Origin of the sequence: Sphingomonas naphthae, assembly GCF_028607085.1 — a bacterium.
Classification (GTDB): domain Bacteria; phylum Pseudomonadota; class Alphaproteobacteria; order Sphingomonadales; family Sphingomonadaceae; genus Sphingomonas_Q; species Sphingomonas_Q naphthae.
The window spans coordinates 257,297-281,477 of sequence record NZ_CP117411.1 but is presented as its reverse complement, the minus strand read 5'-3'; the positions used below and the strand labels follow the sequence as shown (position 1 = coordinate 281,477).

The window sequence follows — 24,181 nt, the reverse complement described above, 5'->3', positions numbered from 1 at the left end:
ATGGGCTGGTATCGCGCGGGGACGGTCACCGTGACCAATGGATCGACGACTGTGTCGGGCGTCGGGACCGATTTCGTCTCCAATCTGAACGGCGGGGAGGCATTTGTCGGCCCGAATGGGTCCGTGATCGAGATCGATCATGTCGTCTCGGCAACGCAGATCGTTCTTGTATCGCCTTACCTGGGGGGCAACGCCACCGGTCAGGCATATGCGGTTCTGCCGACCGCCAGCTTCGCCCGCGATCTCGCCATTGCAGTCTCCGCCCTACGTGACAGCTACCAGAATGTTCGCGATGGGGTCGGCCAGGGGCTCTTCCCCGACGGCAGTGTCGCCGCGCCGGCGATCCGCTTCGCCAGCGATCAGGACACGGGCCTGTACCGCATCGGCGCCAACATGTTCGCGCTGGTTGCGGGCGGCGTGGTTCGCGGCGTCATCAGTGACTTCACCCGGCTCAATACCAGCGCCGACGGCTACACGCTCGATCTGCTCGGCCGGGCGGTGGACGATACCGTCCAGCTTCGCCTCCTTCGCAACGACTACAGCCTCAATCTCGCGGTGATGGCGTTCGTGCCGGGGTTCGGAACGCGCATCTCGTCCGGCCTCGGCTCGATCGGCCTTGCATCGCTGTCGGACGGCGCATGCTACCTGCGGGTCGGCGCGAACGACGTGGCGCTGGCCACGGCCGCCGCCTTTCGGCCGGGCACCGACAATGCGGTGGCCCTTGGCACCAGCGGCTTTCGCTGGAGCTATGTCGCCGCCGCCTCCGGCTCGATCGTCACCTCGGATGCGCGGACGAAGAAGTGGCGCGGGGCGCTGGAGACGGCGGAGCTTGCCGCCGCCAGGGAGATCGCGGCCACGATCGGCGTCTACCAGCTGCTCGATGCCATCGCCGAAAAGGGCGAAGCCAATGCGCGCCTGCATGTCGGCGTGAAAGCGCAGCAGGTGTGGGCGATCATGGCGGCGCACGGGCTGATCGACCCGATCACCCCCTCGGCCTCGTCGAGCCGCTATGCCTTCCTGACCTATGAGAAGTGGGATGCGGTGGAGGCCAAGGCCTGTACCGCCGCCGTCCCGCCTTCGCCGGCGGTGATGGACGAGGATGGCCGGATGATCGCGCCGCCGAACCCTGGCCAACCCGCGCAGCCCCCGACGAAGGCGCGCTCGGCGGGCGACCTGTACGGCATCCGCCCGGATGAGCTGATGTTCTTCCTGATGGCCGGCCAGGAGCAGCGGCTTGCGGCGCTGGAGGCGGCGTGATGACGCTCCTCGAGATCACCCGCCTCCTGTGCCTGATCCTGTGGCTGCCGCCGCTCGCCCTGTTGGCGGCCAGCGCATGGCGGACGCTGGCCGGCAGGCCGCGCGGCAACGACAGCTACCTTGCCGCCCTCTTCTTCACCGCGCTTCTGATCGTGGGCTTCGTCGGGCGGTGGTATGTCGCTCCGGGCGATGAGGCGTCGTGGGCGGCGCTCTACGCTCTGTGCGGCGCGCTGGCAGTCTACGTCCTCATCCTGATCCGCCAAGGCTCGCGGTGATGGGCGGCGCGGTGCATGTCACCTCGCCTTATGGCTGGATCACGGCCGTGGCGACGTCGGGCGCCTTCTTCGCCCTGCTCGGCATCATCGTACGCCAGATCAATCCGTGGCGAAAAATCACCATCGACGCGGAGGAAAAGCTGCGCACCGACCTGCTCCACCGCGTCGAGAAACTGGAAAAGGTGCTTGAGCAGAAGGACGCGCAGCACGCCGCCGAGCGGGCGCTCGACCGACATCGCATCAATAATCTGACCGCCTGCCTCGACGCCCTGCTCCTGCTGATCGAGCAGGATCCGAAGCGCGCCAGCGAGGCCGCCGCCAAGGTGAAGGCGATGCGCGGCCAGCAACTCGTGGCCGAGGCCACCGAGAAAGCGGGTGTTTCCGCCGCGATCATCCAAGCCGCCGTGTTCGACGAGAAGCCGGCAACCTAGCCCAACAGGGAGACCAACATGACCGACGCCCCCGAGGCGACCAGCACCCCGCTGGTCGTCAATCCCGACCCCGTGCCCGCGATGCTGGCGACCGCAGCCCGCTACGCCGCCGCCCTGCTGGCCGGCTGGCTGATCCGCCGGGGCTATATCGGCCACGCCGACGAAGCCCTGATCTCCGGCCTGGTGCTGGCGATCGTCACGACGGGCTATGCGCTCTGGCGCAGCCATTCCGCCAAAGCCCAGCTCGTCACCGTCGCCCGCGCTGCTGACGACAGCGTAGCCCGCGTGAAGGGGGAGTGACCATGCTCGCCCGCGACTTCATCGCCGGATACATCCGCGCGCACGAGGGTGGCCTCAGCCTCCACCCCGCCGACAACGGCAATTGGTACGATCCCGCGTCGTATCGAAAGGGCTGGAAGCAGCAGCGCAACGTCGGCTCGCTGGTCGGCTCCAAGTTCGGTGTCACCGCCTATGCGCTCAACGCCTTTCGCGGCGTCGTGCTGGAGGCTGCGGCGATGCGGATCGCGATCCGCGACCTCACGATTGAGGAAGCGATCAGCATCGGCGTGAAGCTCTACTACACGGATCCCGGTTTCGGCCGGCTCCGGTGGAATCGCGTCACCGCTTCCATCATGGACAAGGGCTGGGGCTCCGGCCCCGATCGCGCGATCAAGATGATGCAGAAGATGATCGGCGTCGTGCAGGACGGCGACATCGGACCGAAGACGGTGGCGGCCTATTCCGGCTTCCTCGATCGCTACGGGGAGCCCGAGGCGGCTGCACGATGGGCCGATGCCCGCATCGCCTTCGACGAGTATCTGGCTAGCAACGAGGGGCCGAACGACCCCGACAAGGCCTTCGTGGGCGGCTGGCACAACCGGACCCGCAGTTTCTTACCCGGAACCCGCTGGTGGGCGGCATGGAGCAAGGCCGCATGATCGGCCGCCTCGCCCGCGAGGCCCTCGCCGCCGCGCTCGCCCAGCTCATCCTGGCCGTCGGCACCGCCCTCGCCAACAAGATCATCAAGCCCAAGGCGCCCGAGCCGGCGACCGAACCCAAGGAGCCCACCCCCAATGCGTGATTTCCTCGTGCGCGGCTTCCTTGCCGCGATGGCCCTGTGTCTCTGTGGGCCGCTCTCGGCTCAGGAGACGATCACCGCGCCGGCTGGCTTCGTGCCCAAGCAGGCGCAGGTATTCGCCGGGCCGGACGGCAAGGCCAAGACGGTCAGCGCCGCCGATCCGTTGCCGGTCTCGACCCCCTCCAATGGGACCACCGCCGCTCCCGGCTCCGACGCGACCAACGCGCAGGCGGTCCAGGGGGTGACGAACGGGAAGCCAGTGGCGGTCGGTGGCCAAGCTGCCAACGGCGCAGCCGCTGTCGGTAACCCGAATGTCGTGGCTGGTACGGATAGCGGTGGAGTGACGCGGACGCTGCGGACCAGCGCCACCGGTGCTATCTCGGTCAATCCTGAGTTTGGTCAGTTCAACGTCGCATCTCCTATTCAGGGTGGCACGACTGCAACTACCACCCTGTTCCCGTCTGGCGGTATCGTCGGCCCTCAGGCGCGCACGTCGGGGCAGTGGGTCAACTGGCAGATGTCCACGACGGGTGCTGGCGCTACGTTTCTGACTGACTCCGTTGGCACCCTGTTAGCTATAAATTCGGCTACGGGCGACGCTCAAGCAAATAGCTACAACAGCTTGTTCGTTTCTGGCCGGGGCCAAGTATACAACGGCTCAAGTTGGGATCGCCAGCGCGACGTCACTTCGGCAAGCGGCGCCGTCGGCACCGGTCTGCTTGGCGCAGGGGTATTGGGCTACGCCAGCAATGTTGCGCCCACCGCGACGACGGCCGGTAACTACATTCGGGCCTGGTATCGCCTGAACGGCTCGCCCACCGCGACGCTTGTTGCGCCCTCCGGCAACGACATCACCGCAAGCGGCTGGCCGGTGGATGGCTCCAGCATCAGTTTCACTGGCGTGTTTGGTGTAAGCTATCCTGTCCTGCTTGCGCCCGATGGCATCTCGACGGTCCGCCAGCGCGGCGACACCAACGGCCTCTATGTGAAGATGGCCGGTCTGAATGGCACCGGTGGACGCTTGAACAACGCCGCGCTGGCGGCGAGCGCGACCTACACCAGCACCGCTATCGCACAGCCCGGCAACGCATCCTATTTCGGCTGCACCTTCCTGGCCGATGCTTCGGGCGGCACCGCCTATGTCGACATGTCGCACGACGGGAGCTTCTGGATCATCGCCGCAGGCGCCGCCGTGACGGCCGGTGCGACCCTCGATCTCAATGTCCGGGTGCGCGCGGCGAACTATCGCTGTCGTTTTGCCAACGGGGCGAACGCGCTCGCCGCACTCCACGTCTACAGCAGCTTCACCGGAGATTGATCGATGATCCGGCTCGCGCTTTGCCTCGCCCCGCTCATGCTGTCGGCCACGGCGGCGCGAGCGCAGGTCTACATCAACGGCCAGATCGACCAATCTGTGATAGCCGCCACCGCCGCCGCGCAGGCGACGGCGGTGGTGCAGGCGCCCATCCCCCAGCCCTCATCCAGCGCGCCTCCCATGGAGATGATCGGCGGGGCTGTGGGGAACAGCCTCGTATACCGCCGGGCGGACGACGTGCAGCCGCGTATCTCCCGCACGGTGAGCGGGGTGACCGGTGCGGCGGGGACCGCGATCGTCACTTGGGCGGCGCTGCCAAGCGTCGGGAAACTGACCGTCACGCCCTATGTCTCATCGACGGAGACCAAGCCGCCGCGCTGCTATCCGGTGATCGGAACGGTCACCACCACAGGGGCGACGATCAAATGCTTCGTGGACAAGTCGCTGCTTGCCTTGGGGGTTCTACCGTCTGAGGCGGCTGGCGCGGGGGTGCAGTTCGATGTGCTGGCGTTGCCGGGGAGCTAGGATACGGCGACAATGAGCGACGGCCCGAGGATAAGCCGCGCTCGTGCGAAAGCCGCACGCTTAAGCGAATCGTGCGGTAGGTCGATCGCCCAGACATCTACGTCGAGCGGTAGCGTTGCCGTCCCGCCATCGGCTTCGCCCTGATCGGCGATGATCTCGTCGGTCGCCTGGTCGACAGCCTCGAACAGATTGCCCAGCGTCTCCCATACGTCGGCCGGCACGCGGCTCTTGCCTCGCGCATAGTCCTTGATCATCGTGACGCTGAGCAGGCTTCCGGGCTCCCGGCCGGGCAACAGCTCGGCCGCCTCCTCGAATGTCAGGCACAGCATGGACAGTGCCTCGCGAAAACCGTTCATCGATCAGGCCGGCATATAGCGCGCGAGGCGATGCTCGGCGTCGGCCGCGCGCAGGTCGATGCTCTCGATCAGGCGCTTGTCGCCGTAGACTTTCACCTCGAACTGCGCTGTCGCGTCGGAGACGATGACACGCTGAGGCTGCGTCTTGAGCTTCGTGTCGCGAACGATCAGGCGGATCGCGGCGGGGTTCGTGTTCTCCATCCTCCAGGCGGCGCGGGGGCAACCCTCGGGACGGCGGGCCATCAGGTCCGCGTCATAGGCGATCGCGGCGCGTTTGGCAGCGATCAGAGCGGCGGCATCCATCGTCTATCCCTTTCGATCAGCGGTTGCGGAGGAGATCATTGATCAGGTTGTCCGCCTGGGTGGTGGTGAGGCGGGTGTAGCCCATCGGCGCAAAGTCGTTGAGCGAGGTGCAGAGCGTGACGATCCGATCGATCTGCTGCTCTGAAGCGCCGGCGGTGTAGGCGTTGCTGGCGGCGACATGCAGTTCGGCGCGAAGGTCGCCGGCGGTGCGGGCTGCCTCAAAATAGCTCGCGACCATGTAGTCGTCCTCATCCATGACGAAGCGGTAGGCGTCGCGCAGGTTGGCGATATACTTCGAACCGCCCTCACGCTCGAACAGCGAAACCGCGTCCTCACGAGCTTCGCGGGCGGCGGCGAGAAATTTGGAGGCGGAGAAGGTGCGAACCTTGGTGATCATCTGGGCTATCCCATCCATGCGGCGGGCCATCCCGCTGCGTTGATCCTCTTTTCCACTTTTAGAGGAACACTGTCAACAACTTTCTAAGCCCGCCGGCATCAAGGCTGCAATCTCGCGACACACCTGCGCATTGTACCATCCGACCAGTGCAGGCCGCCCCTCGATCACCACCGCGATCGGATCATGCAGGCCAATGCCCGCGCCATCCTGCACGGATGGCGGCAAGGACGCGAACGCGTCGAGCGCCTGGCGCAGCGTCATCTTCTCCCGCCAGATGCGGAGCTGGCCGGCCGGCTGCCAGAATAGCTCAACCTCACGATCCCAGTCGTCGATCATAGCCAACCGCAGTCCTTCATCGGCTTCGTTGCCCGCCCAAGGCGAACCTGCTTGTCAACCTCGCCCCAGAACTGCCGCACGCGAACAGGGCTTGGCGCCTGATGCCCGTCTTTCAGGATATGCAGCAGGTCGACGCTCGGGTTGAAGTTGAACCCCCGAATGATTCCGAGCAAGCAGCCGTTCGCGGCTGTCGATCGGATATAATTTCGCGCCCACTCTTGTTCATCCCGGCCCGGATCTTTCACGCCCTGCCAGAAGTCGTCGAAGTGCCTTCTCGGCCCCTCGCTCTGAGAGTAGAGGAACGCGAGCGCCAAGCGCAGGCCGAGCGTCGGCGCCACGGGGGTCGCGTGACAGTTTTCCCGTACCTCATCCACGACCAGCAACGCCTTGAAGATCAGGTGTTCTCGCACAGTCACCGCCGCCCGCTCTTCGCGTTCGGAGATCATTGCGCCGCCCATTCGCTCACGAGGATGTCGACCGCATCGGCGACATCCATCCAATAGTCCTCATCGATATCGTCGAGGCCCGCCGCCTCAATCGCGGCGATGATCCTATCGCCCGCCAGATCATCGTCCATATCGCAGGAGATCAGCACCTCGGCGGCATAGGCGAATGCTTCGGGGGATGGTGAGTCGTGCATGACGATTGGGTAGAACGAAAACGGAACATTGGGCAAGAGGCGGCATTCTGACAAATGTCGGGAAGCCGCAGATATGCGTCCGTGAACAGAGAGGGAAAATGTAAGAACCGACGTTGAAAACATTGGCTTTCCACTCGACTGTTAATCGAATGGTCGCCTGTTCGAATCAGGCCCGGGGAGCCACTCCGCACAGCGCGGATCGGCCACCACACCGCCCTCCATCCGCTGATCGACGCGCGCTTGACCGCGGGCGTGGCGCAAGCCCATCCTGACGGCCGCAATATCCGTCGAGAGGGCTTGGTTCCTATGCGTTTCGTTTCCCAGGCCGCGATCGTCGCGGCGCTGTTCGCCGCACCCCTGGCCGCGCAGGCCCCCGCGACGCCGACCGCCGCCGAGGCCGACGCCTATGTCGCGCAGAGCGAGAAGGATGCCGCCGATCTGTCGCTGAATGCGTCGCGGGTGGCGTGGATCAACGCGACCTACATCACCGACGATACCGATGCGCTGGCCGCCAAGTCGGGCGCCGAGACCACCGAGAAGGCCGTGCAATGGGCCAAAGGCGCGGCGCGGTTCAACGGGGTGGCGGGTCTCTCGCCCGATACGCGGCGCAAGCTCGATCTGCTGAAGAATGGCGTCAACCTGCCCGCCCCCGCCACGCCGAGTGCCGCGACCGAGCTGGCGACGCTCACGACCCGCATGTCCTCAAGCTACGGCAAGGGCAAGGGCACGCTCGACGGCAAGCCGATCAACGGATCGGATATCGAGGCCGCCATGGGCACCACCCGCGATCCGGCGAAGTTGCAGGAGATGTGGACCAGCTGGAACGACAATGTCGGCGCGCCGATGCGGGGCGATTATACCCGGATGACCGCGATCTCCAACGCGGGCGCGAAGGATCTGGGCTTCGCCGACGTGGGCGCGATGTGGCGTTCGGGTTACGACATGAGCCCCGAGCAGTTCGCCGAGCTGACCGACAAGATCTGGAAGGAGGTGGAGCCGCTCTATCTGTCGCTCCACACCTATGTCCGCTGGAAGCTCAACGAGAAATATGGCGATGCGGTGCAGCCGAAGACGGGGCCGATCCGCAGCGACCTGCTCGGCAATATGTGGGCGCAGGAATGGGGCAATATCTACGATATCGTCGCACCCAAGGGCGCGGGCGACGTCGGCTACGACACGGCCGAATTGCTGAAGGCCAAGGGGTATGATCCGCTCAAGATGGTGAAACAGGGCGAGGCCTTCTATTCCTCGCTCGGCTTCGCGCCCCTGCCGGCGACATTCTGGCAGCGATCGCAGATCACCAAGCCGGCCGACCGCGAGGTGATCTGCCACGCCTCGGCCTGGGATCTCGACAATGCCGACGATATCCGCATCAAGATGTGCACCAAGGTGAACGGCGACGATTTCGTCACCATCCATCACGAGTTGGGCCACAATTATTACCAGCGCGCCTATAAGAACCAGCCCTTCCTCTACAAGAATGGCGCGAACGACGGCTTCCACGAGGCGATCGGCGATACCGTGGCCCTCTCGATCACGCCCGATTATCTGGTCAAGATCGGCCTGCTCTCCCCTGCGCAGGTGCCGAGCGCCGACAAGGATATCGGGCTGCTGTTGCGGCAGGCGATGGACAAGGTGGCGTTCCTGCCCTTCGGCCTGCTGGTCGACAAATGGCGCTGGGGCGTCTTTTCCGGCAAGATCGCGACCGGCGATTACCAGAAGGGCTGGGATGCGCTGCGCCTGCAATATCAGGGCATCAAGCCACCGATCGCGCGCGACGAGACCAAATTCGACGCCGGCGCCAAATATCATATCCCGGCGACGGTGCCCTACACGCGCTATTTCCTGGCGCGGGTGCTGCAATTCCAATTCTACAAGGCGGCGTGCGACGCGGCCGGGTGGAAGGGGCCGCTCCACCGCTGCTCCTTCTACGGCAACAAGGCGGTCGGCACGAAGCTGAACGCGATGCTGGAGATGGGCCAGTCGAAGCCGTGGCCGGACGCCTTGCAGGCGATGACGGGCACCCGCGCCATGTCCGGCAAGGCGCTGGTCGATTATTTCGCGCCGCTGAAGATTTGGCTGGACCAGCAGAACAAGGGGAAGCCGAGCGGGTGGTAGGGCGCGGCGGGCTTTAAGTTCAGCGCGGCTCGATATACCGATTCGTGGACCTGAAATCGTCGCTCGTGGCGCGGTGATGGTCTTCTATTGGTGGGAAGCGGTCATTCAGCGAAGACGGTCACGTCGCCGCCACCCAGCGCGATGACCCACATTCCACCACTTTCAGCAGGCAGGTTGATCTGCCATCCCTCATAGCCAGCAGAGTAGTTGAAGGCGTCTAAGCGAACATTGCCCTCAAATTGCAATGAGAGATCAGCGGTCTCCCCGTCTATAGTGATTCCAGCAATCGCCTGGCCGACGAGCAGTTGATTTACAAGATCCTCGCCGTTGACCGGAGCGGGCAGGCCGAACTGTTGCCCGTCATCCTCATCGGCGAACGCAATACGACCGTTGGCAACGATCCGCCATGGAATAGGGAGGGAGATGCTTCCGCTGCCATCAAGATTGAACACCCAATCGGCTTCTCTCCGCGCGATCGAGCCGCACCTACCTACGAGGTTGTGTTCTATTCGAAGCAGCCACTCTTGATCCATGGCGGAAGTTTATCGCATTGGCGAACGTCCGCTAGTGGGGCGAGAGCCGACACCCGACCCGACAAATCCACCGCCTAACCCGCAGGCGTGACCGACACGAGTTCCACCTTGAAGATCAGGAAGCTGTTGGCCGGCAATTTGTCCCGCGCGACGGCGCCATAGCCATATTCGGGCGGAACGTAGAAGGTCCAGGCGTCGCCGGGGCGCATCAGCTGGATCAGGATCTGCCACGCCGGGATGAGGCGGCCGAGCGGGAAGCTGGAGGGCTCGCCGCGCTCGTAGCTGCTGTCGATCACCGTGCCGTCGAGCAGGGTGAGGCTGTAGTTCGCCAGGATCGTATCGGCGCGCTTGGGGTGTTCGCCCGTCACCGGCCCGGATTTGTCGATCGTGTAGCTGAGCGGGGGCAGGATCACCTTGCCGACCGGGGGCTTCTTCGCTTTGGCCGCCACCGCCGCGCCCGGCACGGCCAGCGCCGCGAGGCCGGCGATCATCAGCCCGAACATCGCTTTCGTCACACGCATCTCCCGTTCGATCCCCGCCCCTGATCGGCCATCCGGGGGGCGGAGCGCAACCCCCGCCGCCTTGACAGGCCCGGCCGCCCGTCCGAAGCCCGGCGCCTTTCCGATCTCGCCCGAGGGGAGCCCCGGCCATGAAGCGTTTCGTCCTCGCCCTGTCGGCCGCGCTGGCCCTGCACGGCCCGCTGCTCGCCCAGGATTTCAGCCGCTACAGCCCGGAGGGGATGCAATCCGAACTGGGCGACACCGCCACCTCGCAAACGGCGGTGATGGTGCCGATGCGCGACGGGGTGAGCCTGTCGACCAACATCTACATGCCGAAGGACGCCAAGGGGCCGCTCCCCGTCATCCTGTGGAAGACGCCGTATAACGAGCACAAGTTGCGCGGCACGAGCTTCCGGCTGGCGCTGGAGGCGGTGAAGCGCGGCTTCGTCTTCATCGTGCAGAACGAGCGGGGGCGGTACTTCTCGGAAGGGAAGTATGAGATTTTGGGCAAGCCGCAGACCGATGGCTACGACACGCTGAGCTGGATCGCCAGGCAGAGCTGGTCGAACGGCAAGGTCGGCACGCTCGGCTGCTCCTCCTCGGCCGAATGGCAGCTCGCGCTGGCGGCGCAGAACCATCCGGCCCATGCCGCGATGGTGCCGATGTCGGCGGGCGCGGGCATCGGCAAGGTCGGGCGCTTCCAGGAACAGGGAAACTGGTACACCGGCGGCGTACCGCGCAACCTGTTCTTCGTGTGGCTGTACGGCGTGGACAATCCCTTGCGCGCGCAACTCCCCACCGGGCTCGACCAGAAAACCCGCGCGCGGATCGCGGGCTATAACGATCTCGACGCGACCAAGCCCAAGGTCGACTGGAACAAGCAGATCAGGCACCTGCCGGTCGATACGTTGCTCTCGGATCTGGACGAGCCGCCCGCCACCTTCGAGCAGTTCATCCACCGCACCCCGGCCGATCCGGGCTGGCGCGAGGGCGGGCTCTATCATGACGACATGGGCTGGGGCGTGCCGTCGCTGTGGTTCAACACCTGGTATGATGTGTCGATCGGGCCGAACATGGAGCTGTTCAACCACGCCCGCGCCACCACCGGCGACAGGGAAGCGGCCGACAACCAATATGCCGTGATCGCGCCGATGCCGCATTGCCAGTACTGGAAGATGGGGCCGAAGACGGTCGTCGGCGAGCGCGACATGGGCGACACCAGCTTCCCGGTGGACGATGCGATCTTCAGCTTTTTCGATCGCTGGCTGAAGAGCGACCGCAAGGCCTTCCCCGCGACCACCCCGCATGTCCGCTATTATGTGATGGGCGAGAACAAGTGGAAGTCGGCCGAGCAGTGGCCGCCCAAGGGCACGTCCACGATGCGGCTGTATCTGCGCAGCGGCGGGCGGGCGAACAGCCTGAACGGCGACGGCCGGCTGGATGCGGCGCCGCCCCCGGCGGGCGAGGCGGCGGACGCCTATCGCTACGATCCGATGAACCCGGTGAGGACGGTGGGCGGCGGCGATTGCTGCAACGGCGGGATCGTCGTGCCCGGCGCTTTCGACCAGCGCGAGATCGAGGCGCGCAGCGACGTGCTGGTCTATACCAGCGCGCCGCTCGACAAGCCCGTCGAGGTCTCGGGCTTCGTCGATGCCGTGCTGAAGGTGTCGTCGAGCGCGAAGGATACCGATTTCGCGGTGAAGCTGGTGGATGTCGCGCCCGACGGCACGGCCTGGATCATCGGCGACACCATCTTCCGCGCGCGCTATCGCGACGGCTTCGACAGGCCGGCGATGATGGAGCCGGGCAAGACCTACACCATCAAGCCCAGCCCGATCGCGACCAGCATCCAGTTCGGCGCGGGCCACCGTATCCGGGTGGAGGTGACCTCGTCGAACTTCCCGAAATTCGTGCGCAACCTCAACACCGGCGGGCCGAACGAGAGCGAGGCCAGGGGCGTGGTGGCCGACAACCGTATCCTCCATGGCGGAGAGGATGCGTCCTATGTCGAGTTGCCGGTGGTGAAATGATAGGAGCCGCATCCGCCAGCCCTGAACGGGCGGCGGATACGGTGTCAGCCAGAGATCAGAAGCGGTAGCCGGCCGACAGGCGCAGGACCGGGTAGACCTTGTAATGATTGACGTCGCTCTGGAGGGCGGTGCGCTCCTCCTCGAGATCGGCGGCGCTGATCATGCCGGTCGAGTTGGTGAAGCGGCCGATGCGGATGCGGCCCTGGAAGAAGGCGCCTGCCTCCGCGCCGAAGACGAAGCCGCTGCGGTTCTTGCCGGCATAGCCGATCGTCAGCGCGGGCGCCCATTTCTTCGTGATCGCATCGCCCTCGATCGTGCCGATCTGCTGCGGCGTATAGGTCATGCGGCCGACGCTCGTGTTGCGCGACGGCATGGCGCTGATGTGGCCCTTGTTCCAGTTACGCCGCGCGCCCGCCGAGATGCGGAAGCCGTTGCCGAAGGGATAGAGGTCGGCCATCCCGCCGATCGACTTCAGCCGCACGCGGCCGCGATAGCGCAGGTCGTCCGACGCGAAGCTGTGCGCGATGTTGAGGAAGCCCGCGTCGCCGCGCGCGCCGACATAGTCGTTCGCCCGAATGCCGACTTCGGGTCCGACGCCGAGCGAGCCGCCCGAGATGGCGGCGGTGAAGCGCGCGTTGGAGGCGAGCGCCGGTTCGCCGGCACAGGCCGCCACCAACACCAGCGCCGGAAAGATCATTCGCATCCCGAAACAATTCCTTGATTTACAATATGTTGCCCTTTCCCTGGCCTCTACGTCGAGAGAGCGAACAGATGGTTAACGCGGCGGATCGGTGCGCTTGACGGATCGGCGCGGCGGATCGACACTCCTTCCACCGGCTGGGCGCGCGAAGGGTGGCGGATGAAGATCGGGTCGATTCTGGTGTGGGTGGTGCTGCTCGGCGCGCTGGCGTTCGTGGCGCTCAAGATCCAGCAGGCCGAAATGGCCCCGCCCCCGCCCGACAACAGCGCGATGCCTCAGGTCTCCCCGGCGGCGCAGGCGGCGGCCGAGGAGCAGTATCAGAAGGCCAACGAATTTCGGAAATGGGCGGCGGAGCATCCGCAGCAGCCCGAGGCGGGCTATGCGACGGTGCCGCCGTCGCAGCAGCGGTGATCCTGGACACCGTCACCCCAGCGCAAGCGGGGGTCTCGCGAAGCCGGGCGCAGCGGTGAGGCCCCGTCCAGCCTGACGAGATGCCAGCTTTCGCTGGCATGACGATAGTTTCCTACAACACCCGGTACGGCACCACCTCCCGCACATCCGGGTCGATCGCGATCGGGCGGTCCGCCGGGGGGAAGGCGCGCTGGTCGCAATCCGGGCGGGGGCACAGGCGGCAGGAGATGCCGATGGGGGTGGTGGCACCGCCCACGTCGAGGCCGTCGGCGTAGATGAAATCGGGAGCGTGGCTCGCCTCGCAGCCGAGCGCCACAGCGTAGCGGCGCGGGCTGCGCGAATAGCTGCCCGAGGGTTTCACCAGCCCCTTCGCCATCGAGACATAGCGCACGCCGTCCGGCGTCTCGGCCAGCTGCACCACCACCCGATCGGGGATGGCGACCGCCTCGTGGACGATCCACAGGGGGCAGGCGCCGCCGAAGCGGGCGAATTGCAGGCGGGTGGCGGAGTGGCGCTTGGTGATGTTGCCGGCCATGTCGACCCGGCAGAAGAAGAAGGGGATGCCGCGCGCGCCGGGGCGCTGAAGCGTCGAGAGGCGGTGGCAGGTCTGCTCGAAGCTGGTGCCGAAGCGGCGTGCCAGCCGATCGATATCGTGGCGCACGTCGCGCGCCGCCGCGCGGAAGCGGCGATAGGGCATGAGGAGCGCGCCGGCCGCATAATTGGCGAGACCGACGAGCAGCAGCCGCCGCGCCTCGCTCGCGCGCAGTTCAGCCGCGTCGGCGATGGCGGCGATCTGCGCGGCGAAGGCGGTGCGGGCAAGCTGGTGGGCGAGGATGAAGCGGCGGGTGGCGGCGGGCTGCGACCCATCGATGAAGAGGATGCCGCGCGCCGGATCGAATCGCCGCATCGGCATCCGCGCATCCTCGCCGGGTATCGGCGTGACGATGATGCCATGCGTGTCGCGCAGCACGCTTTCCAGCACCGCCTCCCCCAGCGCCCCGTCCGACAGGCTGTCGGCGAGCTTCTCGGCCGCCTCGTCGAGCGGGCCGACGTAATTTTCGGCCTGGTGAAACCAGTCGCGCACCTCCTCCCACGGCTGGCGGTCGGCGCCGGGCACGTCGCTGGCGATGGCCTCGTCGGCGATGTTGCGACTCTCCTCGGCGCGGCGGTAGGCGGCGTGGAGCGCGGTGAAGCGATCGACCAGAGCCGGCTGCTGCTCGGCCGCCCGCGCCACCATCTCGGGCGAGCCGAGCGGCGCGAACAAGGGATCGGCCAGCGCCTCGCGCAGCGCCGCGATCCGCCGACCTGCGTCGTCGGACGAGATCGGCGCCCAATCGAGCGGGAAATTTTCGGCCAGCGACGCCTCTACCGCCGCCGTCACGGGCCGGTCGTCATTCTCCAGCTGCGACAGATAGGAAACCGACAGGCCGAGCCGCGCCGCCATCGCCGCCTGCCCCAGCCCGGCGCGGGCACGCAGCGCGCGCAATTCCCCGCCCATGAACAGTCGTCGCCGCGTGACCATCTGCAAACCTCTCCTTCGCAAATTCGCAATTTCACATTTGCGCGCGGGCTTCAACGCTGAAAGACAGCCCCCTTCTGAAGACGACAGGAAGATAGGGGCCGATGCTCGCCATCCTCGAGAAGCTGGAACAGAAGCGCGCGCAGGCCGCGCTCGGCGGCGGCCAGGCGCGGATCGACGCGCAGCACAGGAAGGGCCGGCTCACCGCGCGCGAGCGGCTCGACGTGCTGCTCGATCCGGGCAGCTTCGAGGAACTCGACATGTACGTCGAGCATAATTGCATCGATTTCGGGATGCAGGATCAGGTGATCCCCGGCGACGGCGTGGTCACCGGATCGGGCACGATCAACGGCCGGCTGGTCTATGTGTTCAGCCAGGATTTCACGGTGTTCGGCGGATCGCTCTCCGAACGCCACGCGCAGAAGATCTGCAAGGTGATGGATACCGCGCTGAAGGTAGGCGCGCCCGTCATCGGCCTGAACGACAGCGGCGGCGCGCGCATCCAGGAGGGTGTCGCGTCGCTGGGCGGCTATGCCGAGGTGTTCCAGCGCAATGTGCTGGCATCGGGCGTGGTGCCGCAGATCAGCCTCATCATGGGGCCGTGCGCGGGCGGCGCGGTCTATTCGCCGGCGATGACCGACTTCATCTTCATGGTGAAGGACAGCTCCTACATGTTCGTGACCGGGCCGGACGTGGTGAAGACCGTGACCAACGAGGTCGTCACCCAGGACGAGCTGGGCGGCGCCGTGACCCACACCGCCAAGTCGGGCGTGGCGGACAATGCGTTCGAGGACGATATCGAGGCGCTGCTCGCGACGCGCGACTTCTTCGATTTCCTGCCGCTCTCCAACCGCTCCGAACTGCCCGAGCGGCCCACGGATGATCCGTGGGACCGCACCGAAGCCAGCCTCGACACCTTGATCCCCGACAGCGCCAACAAGCCCTACGACATGAAGGAGCTGATCCGGAAGGTCGTCGACGAGGGCGATTTCTTCGAGGTGCAGCCGACCTATGCGGCCAATATCCTGACCGGCTTCGGCCGGATCGAGGGGCGGCCGGTGGGCATCATCGCCAACCAGCCGATGGTGCTGGCGGGCGTGCTGGACATCTCCTCGGCACGGAAGGCGGCGCGGTTCGTCCGCTTCTGCGATGCGTTCGAGATCCCGATCCTCACCTTCGTCGATGTCCCCGGCTTCCTGCCCGGCACCGCGCAGGAGCATAACGGCATCATCAAGCATGGCGCCAAATTGCTGTTCGCTTATGCCGAGGCGACCGTGCCCAAGATCACCGTCATCACGCGCAAGGCCTATGGCGGCGCCTATGACGTGATGGCCTCCAAGCATCTGCGCGGCGATCTGAATTACGCCTGGCCGACCGCCGAGATCGCGGTGATGGGCGCCAAGGGCGCGGTGGAGATCATCTTCCGCAAGGACATCGGCGACAAGGACAAGATCGCCGCCCGCACCGCCGAATATGAAGCCCGCTTCGCCAACCCCTTCGTGGCGGCGAGCAAGGGCTTCATCGACGAGGTGATCATGCCCCACTCGACACGGAAGCGCATCGCCCTCGGCTTGCGCAAGCTGCGGAACAAGCAGCTCGAGAACCCGTGGAAGAAGCACGATAATATTCCGCTGTGAGATAGGTCGATGGGCGTCACTCCCTTCTTCGTCATTGCGAGCGCAGCGAAGCAATCCAGCCGCGCGGCTGGATCGCCACGTCGCCTTCTGCTCCTCGCGATGACGGCTGAGGGGCAGGCATGAAACAGCCCGCCGTCTACATCATGGCCAACAAGCGCAACGGCACGCTCTACACCGGCGTTACCTCCAATCTGCCGCAGCGCGCGTGGCAGCATCGCGAGGGCGCCGTCGAAGGCTTCACCCAGCGCTACGGCTGCAAGTCGCTGGTCTGGTTCGAGATGGCACCGACGATGGAAGCCGCGATTGTTCGCGAGAAGCAGATCAAGGCTGGTTCGCGCATGAAGAAACTGGCGCTGGTCGAAGGGCTGAACCCGGATTGGGACGATCTATTCGCGAGTGTTGCGCATGGCTGAGGGGCTGGATTGCTTCGCTGCGCTCGCAATGACGGAGAGGACAGAATGAAACTCGGCCGGCTCAACCATATCGGTGTCGCCACACCGTCGCTCGAAGCGTCGATCGCTTATTATCGCGACGTGATGGGCGCGACGAAGATCCACGAACCGTTCGACCTGCCCGCGCAGGGGGTGAAGGTGTGCTTCGTCGATACGCCGGGCGAAAATGGCACGGCTGGCACGCAGATCGAACTGATCGAGCCGTTCGACGCATCGAGCCCGATCACCGCCTTCATCGCCAAGAACCCCGCCGGGGGGCAGCATCACATGTGCTACGAAGTGCCCGACATCCACGAGGCCAAGGCCTGGTTCGAGGGCAAGGGCGCGCGCGTGCTGGGCGAGCCGCGCATCGGCGCGCACGGCACGTTGATCTTCTTCGTCCACCCCAAGGACATGAACGGGGTGCTGACCGAGATCATGGAGACGCCCAAGGAGGGCGGGCATTGATGCGTCTTTCGACATACCCCACCCCGTTCGTGCTGAGCGCAGTCGAAGCACGTGCGGCCGGACGCACCGCTTGGGGCACGTCCTTCGACTTCGCTCAGGACGAACGGAGTATCTCGTCGTGACCGACAAGCCCACCCTAGACCAATGGTCCGCCGCCGCCGCCAAGGAGGTGAAGGGCAAGGATCTCACCTGGAACACGCCCGAGGGTATCGCGGTCAAGCCGCTGTACACCGCCGAGGATGTGGATGGCTGGGAACCCGGCCTGCCCGGCTTCGCGCCCTTCACGCGCGGGGTGCGCGCGTCGATGTATGCGGGGCGGCCGTGGACGATCCGGCAATATGCGGGTTTCTCCACCGCCGAAGCCTCCAACGCTTTCTACCACCGCAATCTGAAGGCGGGGCAGAAGGGGCTTTCGGTGGCCTTCGATCTGGCGACGCATCGCGGCTATGACAGCGATCATCCGCGCGTCACCGGCGACGTCGGCAAGGCGGGCGTCGCGATCGACACGATCGACGACATGAAGATCCTGTTCGACGGCATCCCGCTCGACAAGATGTCCGTCTCGATGACGATGAACGGCGCGGTGATCCCGATCCTCGCCTTCTTTATCGTGGCGGGCGAGGAGCAGGGCGTGCCCCGGTCGCTGCTGGACGGGACCATCCAGAACGACATCCTCAAGGAGTTCATGGTCCGCAACACCTACATCTACCCGCCCGAACCCTCGATGCGGATCATCTCGGACATCTTCGGCTATACCAGCCGCGAGATGCCCAAGTTCAACAGCATCTCCATCTCCGGCTATCACATGCAGGAGGCCGGGGCGACGCAGGTGCAGGAGCTGGCCTTCACCATCGCCGACGGCGCGGAATATGTGAAATATGGCGTGGCGAGCGGGCTCGATATCGACAAGTTCGCCGGGCGGCTCAGCTTCTTCTTCGCGATCGGCATGAACTTCTTCATGGAGATCGCCAAGCTGCGCGCCGCGCGCGTGCTGTGGCACCGGGTGATGACCCAGCTGGGCGCCAAGGACGAGCGCAGCAAGATGCTGCGCACGCATTGCCAGACGAGCGGCGTCTCGCTGACCGAGCAGGATCCGTATAACAATGTGATGCGCACCACGATCGAGGCGATGGCGGCGATGCTGGGCGGAACCCAGAGCCTCCACACCAACGCGCTGGACGAGGCGATCGCGCTGCCGACCGACTTCTCCGCCCGCATCGCCCGCAACACCCAGCTCGTCATCCAGGAGGAGACGGGCATGTGCAACGTCGTCGATCCGCTGGGCGGCAGCTATTATATCGAGGCGCTGACCAAGGATCTGGTCGATCGCGCGTGGGAGATCATCGAGAAGGTTGAGGCCGAGGGCGGCATGGCCAAGGCAGTCGCCGCCGGCTGGCCCAAGGCGATGATCGAGGAAGCGTCGGCCGCCACCGCCGCGCGGATCGATCGCGGCGATCAGGTGATCGTGGGCGTCAACAAATATCGCAAGGACGCCGAAGACCCGATCGACATTCTCGATGTCGATAACGTCGCCGTGCGCGAGGCGCAGATCCGCCGCATCGAGAAGGTGAAGGCCGGCCGCGACGAAGCCGCCTGCCAGGCCGCGCTGGATGCCTTGCGTGAGGGCGCGCGGGGCCGGGAGAACCTTCTCGCGCTCGCCGTCGAGGCGGCCCGCCACCGCGCCACGCTCGGCGAGATCAGCCTGGCGATGGAGGATGTGTTCGGCCGCTACGGCACCGCGCCGACCCCGGTGAAGGGCATCTACGGCGGCGCCTATGGCGAGGATCGCCAATGGGCGGGGCTGAAGGATGGCGTGCAGGCCGTCGGCCGCGCCAAGGGCCGATCCCCCAAGATGTTCGTCGCCAAGATGGGGCAGGACGGCCACGATCGCGGCGCCAACCTCGTCAGCTCGGCGTTTGGCGATCTCGGCTTCGACGTGGTCGCCGGACCGCTGTTCCAGACGCCCTCCGAAGCCGCGCGCATGGCGATCGAGGCCGACGTCGACGTCGTCGGCGCCTCCTCGCTGGCGGCGGGCCACAAGACCTTGATCCCCGAATTGATCGGCCATCTGCGCGAGGCGGGCCGCAGCGACATCAAGGTGGTGGCGGGCGGTGTAATCCCCGCGCAGGATTACCAGACGCTCCGCGACGCGGGCGTGCAGGCGATCTTCGGGCCGGGCACCAATCTCGTCCTCGCGGCGGAGGAAGTGCTGAAGCTGCTCGGCCACAATATGCCACCGGCCGATGTGAGCGAGGCGGCGGAGTGACGATCAGGCTCGTCAGCATAGTGCTCCTCAGCGTCGTGTATTGGCTTGTCGCCCTCCTGTTGATGGCGATGGCGGCGATGGCCCCCTGTGGCCTCGCCCCAGAGAGTTGGTGCGACGATCCCGGCCCGCCCCTGACCGGCAGAATATTGGCGGCCCTTGGCTCTAATGGCGTCCTCTTTCTGGCCGGGGTCGTCTACCTCGCTTTGATGTGGGCGGCAGCGATTTGGCTTAAGCACGAGAAAAAGAAGGCTCGTTGATGTTCAAGAAAATCCTGATCGCCAATCGTGGCGAGATCGCCTGCCGCGTCATCCGCACCGCGAAGAAGATGGGCATCAAGACCGTTGCGGTCTATTCGGATGCCGACGCGCGGGCCAAGCATGTCGAGATGGCGGACGAGAAGGTGCGCCTCGGGCCGCCGCCGGCCTCCGAAAGCTATCTGCTGGCCGAGGCGATCATCCTTGCTGCCAAGGAGACCGGCGCCGAGGCGGTGCATCCGGGCTATGGCTTCCTCTCCGAACGGACCAGCTTCGCGCAGGCGCTGGAGGATGCCGGCATCGCCTTCATCGGCCCGCCGGTGGGCGCGATCGCGGCGATGGGCGACAAGATCGAATCGAAGAAGCTGGCCAAGCTCGCCGGCGTGAACGTGGTGCCGGGCTTCGTCGGCGAGATCACGTCGACCGACCATGCCGTCGAGATCGCCAACGGCATAGGCTATCCGGTGATGATGAAGGCCTCGGCCGGCGGCGGCGGCAAGGGGATGCGGCTCGCCTATCACGAGAAGGACGTCCGCGAGAATTTCGAGAGCGTGAAGCGCGAGGGGCTGAACAGCTTCGGCGACGACCGCGTCTTCATCGAGAAGTTCATCGAGAGCCCGCGCCACATCGAGATTCAGGTGCTCGGCGACAAGCACGGCAACATCCTCTACCTCAACGAACGCGAATGTTCGGTCCAGCGGCGCCACCAGAAGGTCGTCGAGGAGGCTCCCTCCCCCTTCGTGACGCCGAAGATGCGGAAAGCCATGGGTGAGCAGGCCGTCGCGCTGGCGCGGGCGGTGGGCTATCACAGCGCGGGCACGGTCGAGCTGATCGTGTCGGGCGCGGACACCACCGGCGAGGGCTTCTACTTCCTCGAGATGAACACGCGGCTCCAGGTGGAGCATCCGGTGACCGAATATATCACCGGCATCGATCTGGTGGAGCAGATGATCCGCGTGGCTTACGGGGAGAAGCTGGCCTTCGCGCAGGAGGATATCGGCATTAAGGGCTGGTCGGTCGAGAACCGGGTCTATGCCGAGGATCCCTATCGCGGCTTCCTGCCCTCCACCGGCCGCCTCGTGCGCTATCGCCCGCCCGCCACCAGCGCCGACGTGCGGGTGGACGACGGCGTGACCGAGGGCTCCGAAATCTCGATGTTCTACGATCCGATGATCGCCAAGCTCATCACCTATGGCGAGACCCGGCTGGAGGCGATCGACCGCCAGATCGACGCGCTCGACCGGTTCGAGATCGACGGCATCGGCCACAATGTCGATTTCCTGTCGGCGCTGATGCAGCACGAACGCTTCCGTTCGGGCAACATCACGACGGGCTTCATCGCCGAGGAATATCCCGATGGCTTCCAGGGATCGGCCCATGACGAGCGGCTGACCCGCCGCATCGCCGGCATCGTCGGCTCGGTCGCGGTGTGCGAGGCGACGCGCGCCGCCACGATCGACGGCCAGTTGGGGCGCGGCATAACGGCGCCGGTCGACTGGGTCGTCCGCATTTCGGGCACCGACCATGCCGTCTCGATCGAGAATGAGACGGTGACGGTGGATGGCACGCCGATGATCGTCGACATGGCCTTCGTGCCCGGCCAGCGGCTGATCGAGGCGCTGGTCGATGGCGATCCGATCGCGGTCAGGATCGACAAGGTGCGCGGCGGCTGGACGATCACGACGCGCGGCGCGACCCACAAGGTCCGCGCGCTGCCGACCAGCGTGGCGAAGCTGGCCGAATATATGATCGAGAAGATCCCGCCGGATCTGTCGCGCTTCCTGCTGTGCCCGATGCCGGGGCTGGTGACCGCGATCCACGTCAAGGCGGGCGACAAGGTCGAGGCGGGCCAGCCGCTCGCCGTGGTCGAGGCGATGAAGATGGAGAATATCCTGCGCGCCGAGAAGGCCGGGACGGTGAAGGAGGTGGCGGCCACGGCGGGCGAGAGCCTGGCGGTGGATGCGGTGATCATGGAGTTCGAGTGAGACTCCTGATCGTCGCCCCAGCGAAAGCTGGGGCCTCAAGAAGGTTTGTTCGCGCGGAGACGCTGAGGCGCGGAGAGAAGTAAGAAGAGATCAGGAATGGGACGTGGCTCTCCGAACGATCGGGAGCCACGTCCCATTCCCTCTTTTTCTCTCCGCGTCTCAGCGTCTCCGCGCGAACAAAATCTACCCTCCAGCCTCACGAGTTCCCAGCTTTCGCTGGGATGACGGCCGGCAATGGGTGACGGTCCGAGGTTACCGCCCCTTCGACGCCGCGAACAATTTGTCGAAGCTGCCGCCGTCCGCGAAATGCGCCGCCTGCGCGCGCGCCCAGCCGCCGAAGTTGCGGTCGATCTGGAACATCGGGATCGCCGGAAAATCCCTGGCGTGGGCCCTGGCCACCGCCGGGTCGCGCGGGCGGTAATGATGCTTGGCGATGATCGCCTGCCCCTCGGGCGTGTAGAGGTACTGGAGGTACGCCGTCGCCACCGCGCGGGTGCCCTTGCGCTCCACCACCCGGTCCACCACCGCCACCGGCGGCTCGGCCATGATCGAGACCGAGGGCACGACGATCTCGAACTTGCCCTTGCCAAGCTCCTGGATCGCCATCTGCGCCTCATTCTCCCAGGTGATGAGGACGTCGCCCTGCCCGCGCTCGACGAAGGTGGTGGTCGATCCGCGCGCGCCCGAATCGAGGACGGGCACGTTGCGGAGCAGCCTGGTGATGTAGTCGCGCGCGCCGGCGTCCGATCCGGTCGCCTTGCGGGCATAGCCCCACGCCGCCAGATAATTCCACCGCGCGCCGCCGCCGGTCTTGGGGTTGGGCGTGATGACCTGCACGCCCGGCTTCACCAGATCGCCCCAATCCTTGATGGCCTTGGGATTGCCCTTGCGGACGAGGAACACGATCGTGGAATAATAAGGCGTCGAGCGGTGCGGCAGGCGCGCCTGCCAGTTGCGCGCGATCGCCTTGGAGCGCGCCGCGATCTCGTCGATGTCATACGAGAGCGCCAGCGTCACAACATCGGCGGGCAGCCCGTCGATCACCGAGCGGGCCTGTTTGCCCGAACCACCGTGGCTCTGGCGCAGGGTGACGGACTGGCCGGTCCTGGCCTTCCACACGGCGGCGAATCTGGCGTCGATCTCCTTATAGAGTTCGCGCGTCGGATCGTAGGAGACGTTGAGCAGTTCGACCGGCGCCGCCGCCAGAGTACCCGCGCCGAGAGAGGCCAGAGCCGCCCATCCGATCAGCCGTTTGAACCGCATCTGCATTCCTCCTGTGGCGGGCCGGGCTATTGTCTTTCGCCGTGAAAGACTAACGGAAAAAACTATCGAGCGACCGATGCTGGCTTGGGGGCCGCGCACCGCTTGCATAACGCCGCACCGCCCGGTATGTGCGCCGCTCTCCGAACCCGGAGGAGTGTAGCTCAGTTGGTAGAGCATCGGTCTCCAAAACCGAGGGCCGTGGGTTCGAGTCCCTCCACTCCTGCCATCGGGTAAGAGCGTAGGCTCGGGTTCGGAAGAGTATGCGGGGTCGTGGGCGCGATGCCTGGCTGCAAGCCGGGCGGCGGCGCATGGCCTCGCAAAACGTGTTCGATTGACGTGTTCGATTTCTGAGGAACGACAGTGGCGGCATCAGAGAACAAGGGAATAGCGGCTTTCTTCCGCAACATCCCCGAGTTCGCCAATCAGGTGAAGACCGAGGCCGGCAAGGTCTCCTGGCCGACGCGCCGGGAAACCGTGACGACGGCGATCATGGTCGTCATCCTGACGCTCGTGCTGTCGGTGTTCTTCTTCGGGGTCGATCAGGCGTTCAGCCACATCGTCCAGTTCCTGCTGTCGCTGCTGGCCTAATTCGGGGATCTCATGTCGCGCTGGTACATCATCCACGCCTATTCGGGCTTCGAGAACAAGGTGCGTGAGGCGATCCTCGCCGACGCCACCCGCCTGGGCCTCGAGCAGCTCGTCGAATCGGTCGAGGTTCCGACCGAGAAGATCACCGAGGTCCGCCGCGGCAAGAAGGTGACGTCGGATCGCAAATTCTTCCCCGGCTACGTGCTGGCGAAGCTGAGCATGAACGACGACGTCTATCACCTGGTGAAGAACACGCCGAAGGTGACGGGCTTCCTCGGCTCCTCCGGCAAGCCGCAGCCGATCAGCGAGGCGGAGGCCGCGCGCATCCTCAACACCAAGGAGGAAGCCGCCGCAGCCGCGCCGAAGCAGAAGATCAAGGTCGATTTCGAGATCGGCGATCAGGTCAAGGTGCTGGACGGCCCGTTCGCCAGCTTCAACGGTCTGGTCGAGGAACTGGATTTCGATCGCAGCCGCGTGAAGGTGTCGGTGTCGATCTTCGGCCGCGCCACCCCGGTCGAGCTGGAATTCGAGCAGGTCGAGCGCGTAAAGTAATTCGGTTTCGTCA

General features: G+C 65.6%; 30 protein-coding genes and 1 tRNA gene. 20 read left to right on the top strand and 11 right to left on the bottom strand.

The features are described from left to right. From PQ455_RS01415 to PQ455_RS01380, 8 genes are read left to right on the top strand one after another with little or no spacing between them, the layout of a single operon-like run. Positions 1-1,257 (top strand): tail fiber domain-containing protein, encoded by a 1,257-nt coding sequence (locus PQ455_RS01415; RefSeq protein ID WP_273688549.1) that lies wholly within the window; start codon positions 1-3, stop codon positions 1,255-1,257. Beyond that, positions 1,257-1,532: a hypothetical protein gene (locus PQ455_RS01410; protein ID WP_273688547.1), complete on the top strand. Its 276-nt coding sequence runs from the start codon at positions 1,257-1,259 to the stop codon at positions 1,530-1,532. Before PQ455_RS01415 ends, PQ455_RS01410 begins: the two co-directional genes overlap by 1 nt. Beyond that, positions 1,532-1,963, top strand: a complete 432-nt coding sequence (locus tag PQ455_RS01405) for a hypothetical protein (RefSeq protein WP_273688545.1) — start codon at positions 1,532-1,534, stop codon at positions 1,961-1,963. Before PQ455_RS01410 ends, PQ455_RS01405 begins: the two co-directional genes overlap by 1 nt. A gap of 18 nt (positions 1,964-1,981) precedes the next feature. Next, positions 1,982-2,263: a hypothetical protein gene (locus PQ455_RS01400; protein ID WP_273688543.1), complete on the top strand. Its 282-nt coding sequence runs from the start codon at positions 1,982-1,984 to the stop codon at positions 2,261-2,263. Positions 2,264-2,265: 2 nt separating this feature from the next. Continuing rightward, positions 2,266-2,901: a glycosyl hydrolase 108 family protein gene (locus PQ455_RS01395; protein WP_273691472.1), complete on the top strand. Its 636-nt coding sequence runs from the start codon at positions 2,266-2,268 to the stop codon at positions 2,899-2,901. Next, positions 2,898-3,044, top strand: coding sequence for a hypothetical protein (locus PQ455_RS01390; protein ID WP_273688542.1), 147 nt, complete (start codon positions 2,898-2,900; stop codon positions 3,042-3,044). Before PQ455_RS01395 ends, PQ455_RS01390 begins: the two co-directional genes overlap by 4 nt. Beyond that, entirely contained in the window at positions 3,037-4,359 is a 1,323-nt protein-coding gene (locus tag PQ455_RS01385) for a hypothetical protein (protein ID WP_273688540.1), read from the top strand. Before PQ455_RS01390 ends, PQ455_RS01385 begins: the two co-directional genes overlap by 8 nt. Positions 4,360-4,362: 3 nt before the next feature. After that, positions 4,363-4,881, top strand: a complete 519-nt coding sequence (locus PQ455_RS01380; RefSeq protein ID WP_273688538.1) for a hypothetical protein — start codon at positions 4,363-4,365, stop codon at positions 4,879-4,881. On the opposite strand, the gene PQ455_RS01375 is transcribed toward PQ455_RS01380, so the two are convergent. From PQ455_RS01375 to PQ455_RS01350, 6 genes are read right to left on the bottom strand one after another with little or no spacing between them, the layout of a single operon-like run. After that, on the bottom strand, positions 4,878-5,237 hold the full coding sequence (locus tag PQ455_RS01375; RefSeq protein WP_273688537.1) for a hypothetical protein: 360 nt from the start codon (positions 5,235-5,237) through the stop codon (positions 4,878-4,880). The two genes, PQ455_RS01380 and PQ455_RS01375, sit on opposite strands and share 4 nt — an antisense overlap. A gap of 3 nt (positions 5,238-5,240) precedes the next feature. Beyond that, positions 5,241-5,540, bottom strand: a complete 300-nt coding sequence (locus tag PQ455_RS01370; protein ID WP_273688535.1) for a hypothetical protein — start codon at positions 5,538-5,540, stop codon at positions 5,241-5,243. Positions 5,541-5,556: 16 nt separating this feature from the next. Further along, the gene (locus PQ455_RS01365; protein ID WP_273688533.1) at positions 5,557-5,967 is read right to left on the bottom strand and encodes a hypothetical protein; all 411 of its coding nucleotides are present in this window, start codon (positions 5,965-5,967) and stop codon (positions 5,557-5,559) included. Positions 5,968-6,009: 42 nt separating this feature from the next. After that, a complete protein-coding gene (locus PQ455_RS01360) occupies positions 6,010-6,273 on the bottom strand; it encodes a hypothetical protein (protein ID WP_273688531.1) in 264 nt (87 codons plus the stop codon). Next, positions 6,270-6,719 (bottom strand): hypothetical protein, encoded by a 450-nt coding sequence (locus PQ455_RS01355; RefSeq protein ID WP_273688529.1) that lies wholly within the window; start codon positions 6,717-6,719, stop codon positions 6,270-6,272. Before PQ455_RS01355 ends, PQ455_RS01360 begins: the two co-directional genes overlap by 4 nt. Further along, positions 6,716-6,913: a hypothetical protein gene (locus PQ455_RS01350; RefSeq protein ID WP_273688527.1), complete on the bottom strand. Its 198-nt coding sequence runs from the start codon at positions 6,911-6,913 to the stop codon at positions 6,716-6,718. Before PQ455_RS01350 ends, PQ455_RS01355 begins: the two co-directional genes overlap by 4 nt. Before the next feature lie 306 nt (positions 6,914-7,219). On the opposite strand from PQ455_RS01350, the gene PQ455_RS01345 reads away from it, so the two are divergent. Continuing rightward, positions 7,220-9,031 carry a M2 family metallopeptidase gene (locus PQ455_RS01345; RefSeq protein ID WP_273688526.1) on the top strand — a complete coding sequence of 604 codons (1,812 nt, stop codon included), beginning with the start codon at positions 7,220-7,222 and terminating at the stop codon, positions 9,029-9,031. 101 nt (positions 9,032-9,132) lie between these two features. Here the strand turns inward: PQ455_RS01345 and PQ455_RS01340 are convergent, their stop codons facing one another. Both PQ455_RS01340 and PQ455_RS01335 read right to left on the bottom strand, forming a co-directional pair. Then, positions 9,133-9,564 carry a hypothetical protein gene (locus PQ455_RS01340; protein ID WP_273688525.1) on the bottom strand — a complete coding sequence of 144 codons (432 nt, stop codon included), beginning with the start codon at positions 9,562-9,564 and terminating at the stop codon, positions 9,133-9,135. Between the two features lie 74 nt (positions 9,565-9,638). Then, positions 9,639-10,079: an FKBP-type peptidyl-prolyl cis-trans isomerase gene (locus PQ455_RS01335; RefSeq protein WP_273688524.1), complete on the bottom strand. Its 441-nt coding sequence runs from the start codon at positions 10,077-10,079 to the stop codon at positions 9,639-9,641. Positions 10,080-10,213: 134 nt separating this feature from the next. On the opposite strand from PQ455_RS01335, the gene PQ455_RS01330 reads away from it, so the two are divergent. After that, a complete protein-coding gene (locus PQ455_RS01330) occupies positions 10,214-12,094 on the top strand; it encodes a CocE/NonD family hydrolase (RefSeq protein ID WP_273688522.1) in 1,881 nt (626 codons plus the stop codon). Between the two features lie 55 nt (positions 12,095-12,149). Here the strand turns inward: PQ455_RS01330 and PQ455_RS01325 are convergent, their stop codons facing one another. Then, positions 12,150-12,797, bottom strand: a complete 648-nt coding sequence (locus PQ455_RS01325) for a hypothetical protein (RefSeq protein WP_273688520.1) — start codon at positions 12,795-12,797, stop codon at positions 12,150-12,152. Positions 12,798-12,953: 156 nt separating this feature from the next. On the opposite strand from PQ455_RS01325, the gene PQ455_RS01320 reads away from it, so the two are divergent. Next, a complete protein-coding gene (locus PQ455_RS01320) occupies positions 12,954-13,205 on the top strand; it encodes a hypothetical protein (protein ID WP_273688518.1) in 252 nt (83 codons plus the stop codon). Between the two features lie 112 nt (positions 13,206-13,317). Here the strand turns inward: PQ455_RS01320 and PQ455_RS01315 are convergent, their stop codons facing one another. Then, positions 13,318-14,727 carry a helix-turn-helix domain-containing protein gene (locus PQ455_RS01315; protein ID WP_273688516.1) on the bottom strand — a complete coding sequence of 470 codons (1,410 nt, stop codon included), beginning with the start codon at positions 14,725-14,727 and terminating at the stop codon, positions 13,318-13,320. Positions 14,728-14,828: 101 nt separating this feature from the next. On the opposite strand from PQ455_RS01315, the gene PQ455_RS01310 reads away from it, so the two are divergent. The 6 genes from PQ455_RS01310 to PQ455_RS01285 all read left to right on the top strand — a co-directional run bounded on the left by PQ455_RS01310 (position 14,829) and on the right by PQ455_RS01285 (position 21,765). After that, complete coding sequence (locus PQ455_RS01310) at positions 14,829-16,361, top strand: acyl-CoA carboxylase subunit beta (RefSeq protein ID WP_273688514.1); 1,533 nt, start codon at positions 14,829-14,831, stop codon at positions 16,359-16,361. 119 nt (positions 16,362-16,480) lie between these two features. Next, a complete protein-coding gene (locus PQ455_RS01305) occupies positions 16,481-16,774 on the top strand; it encodes a GIY-YIG nuclease family protein (protein WP_273688512.1) in 294 nt (97 codons plus the stop codon). Positions 16,775-16,819: 45 nt separating this feature from the next. Further along, a complete protein-coding gene (gene mce / locus PQ455_RS01300) occupies positions 16,820-17,260 on the top strand; it encodes a methylmalonyl-CoA epimerase (protein WP_273688510.1) in 441 nt (146 codons plus the stop codon). Between the two features lie 118 nt (positions 17,261-17,378). Beyond that, complete coding sequence (gene scpA, locus PQ455_RS01295) at positions 17,379-19,526, top strand: methylmalonyl-CoA mutase (protein WP_273688508.1); 2,148 nt, start codon at positions 17,379-17,381, stop codon at positions 19,524-19,526. Next, positions 19,523-19,783 carry a hypothetical protein gene (locus tag PQ455_RS01290; RefSeq protein WP_273688507.1) on the top strand — a complete coding sequence of 87 codons (261 nt, stop codon included), beginning with the start codon at positions 19,523-19,525 and terminating at the stop codon, positions 19,781-19,783. Before scpA ends, PQ455_RS01290 begins: the two co-directional genes overlap by 4 nt. Next, positions 19,783-21,765: an acetyl-CoA carboxylase biotin carboxylase subunit gene (locus tag PQ455_RS01285; protein WP_273688506.1), complete on the top strand. Its 1,983-nt coding sequence runs from the start codon at positions 19,783-19,785 to the stop codon at positions 21,763-21,765. The genes PQ455_RS01290 and PQ455_RS01285 overlap by 1 nt, the downstream gene beginning before the upstream one ends. Positions 21,766-22,017: 252 nt before the next feature. Here PQ455_RS01285 and PQ455_RS01280 read toward each other — a convergent pair whose 3' ends face one another. Next, complete coding sequence (locus PQ455_RS01280) at positions 22,018-23,028, bottom strand: sulfate ABC transporter substrate-binding protein (RefSeq protein WP_273688505.1); 1,011 nt, start codon at positions 23,026-23,028, stop codon at positions 22,018-22,020. Positions 23,029-23,178: 150 nt separating this feature from the next. Here PQ455_RS01280 and PQ455_RS01275 point away from each other — a divergent pair. From PQ455_RS01275 to nusG, 3 genes are all read left to right on the top strand, one after another. Continuing rightward, a tRNA-Trp gene (locus tag PQ455_RS01275) sits at positions 23,179-23,254 on the top strand. A gap of 134 nt (positions 23,255-23,388) precedes the next feature. Next, positions 23,389-23,616: a preprotein translocase subunit SecE gene (secE, locus tag PQ455_RS01270; protein WP_273688503.1), complete on the top strand. Its 228-nt coding sequence runs from the start codon at positions 23,389-23,391 to the stop codon at positions 23,614-23,616. A gap of 12 nt (positions 23,617-23,628) precedes the next feature. Next, positions 23,629-24,168 carry a transcription termination/antitermination protein NusG gene (gene nusG, locus PQ455_RS01265; protein WP_273688502.1) on the top strand — a complete coding sequence of 180 codons (540 nt, stop codon included), beginning with the start codon at positions 23,629-23,631 and terminating at the stop codon, positions 24,166-24,168. Positions 24,169-24,181 lie beyond the last annotated feature (13 nt).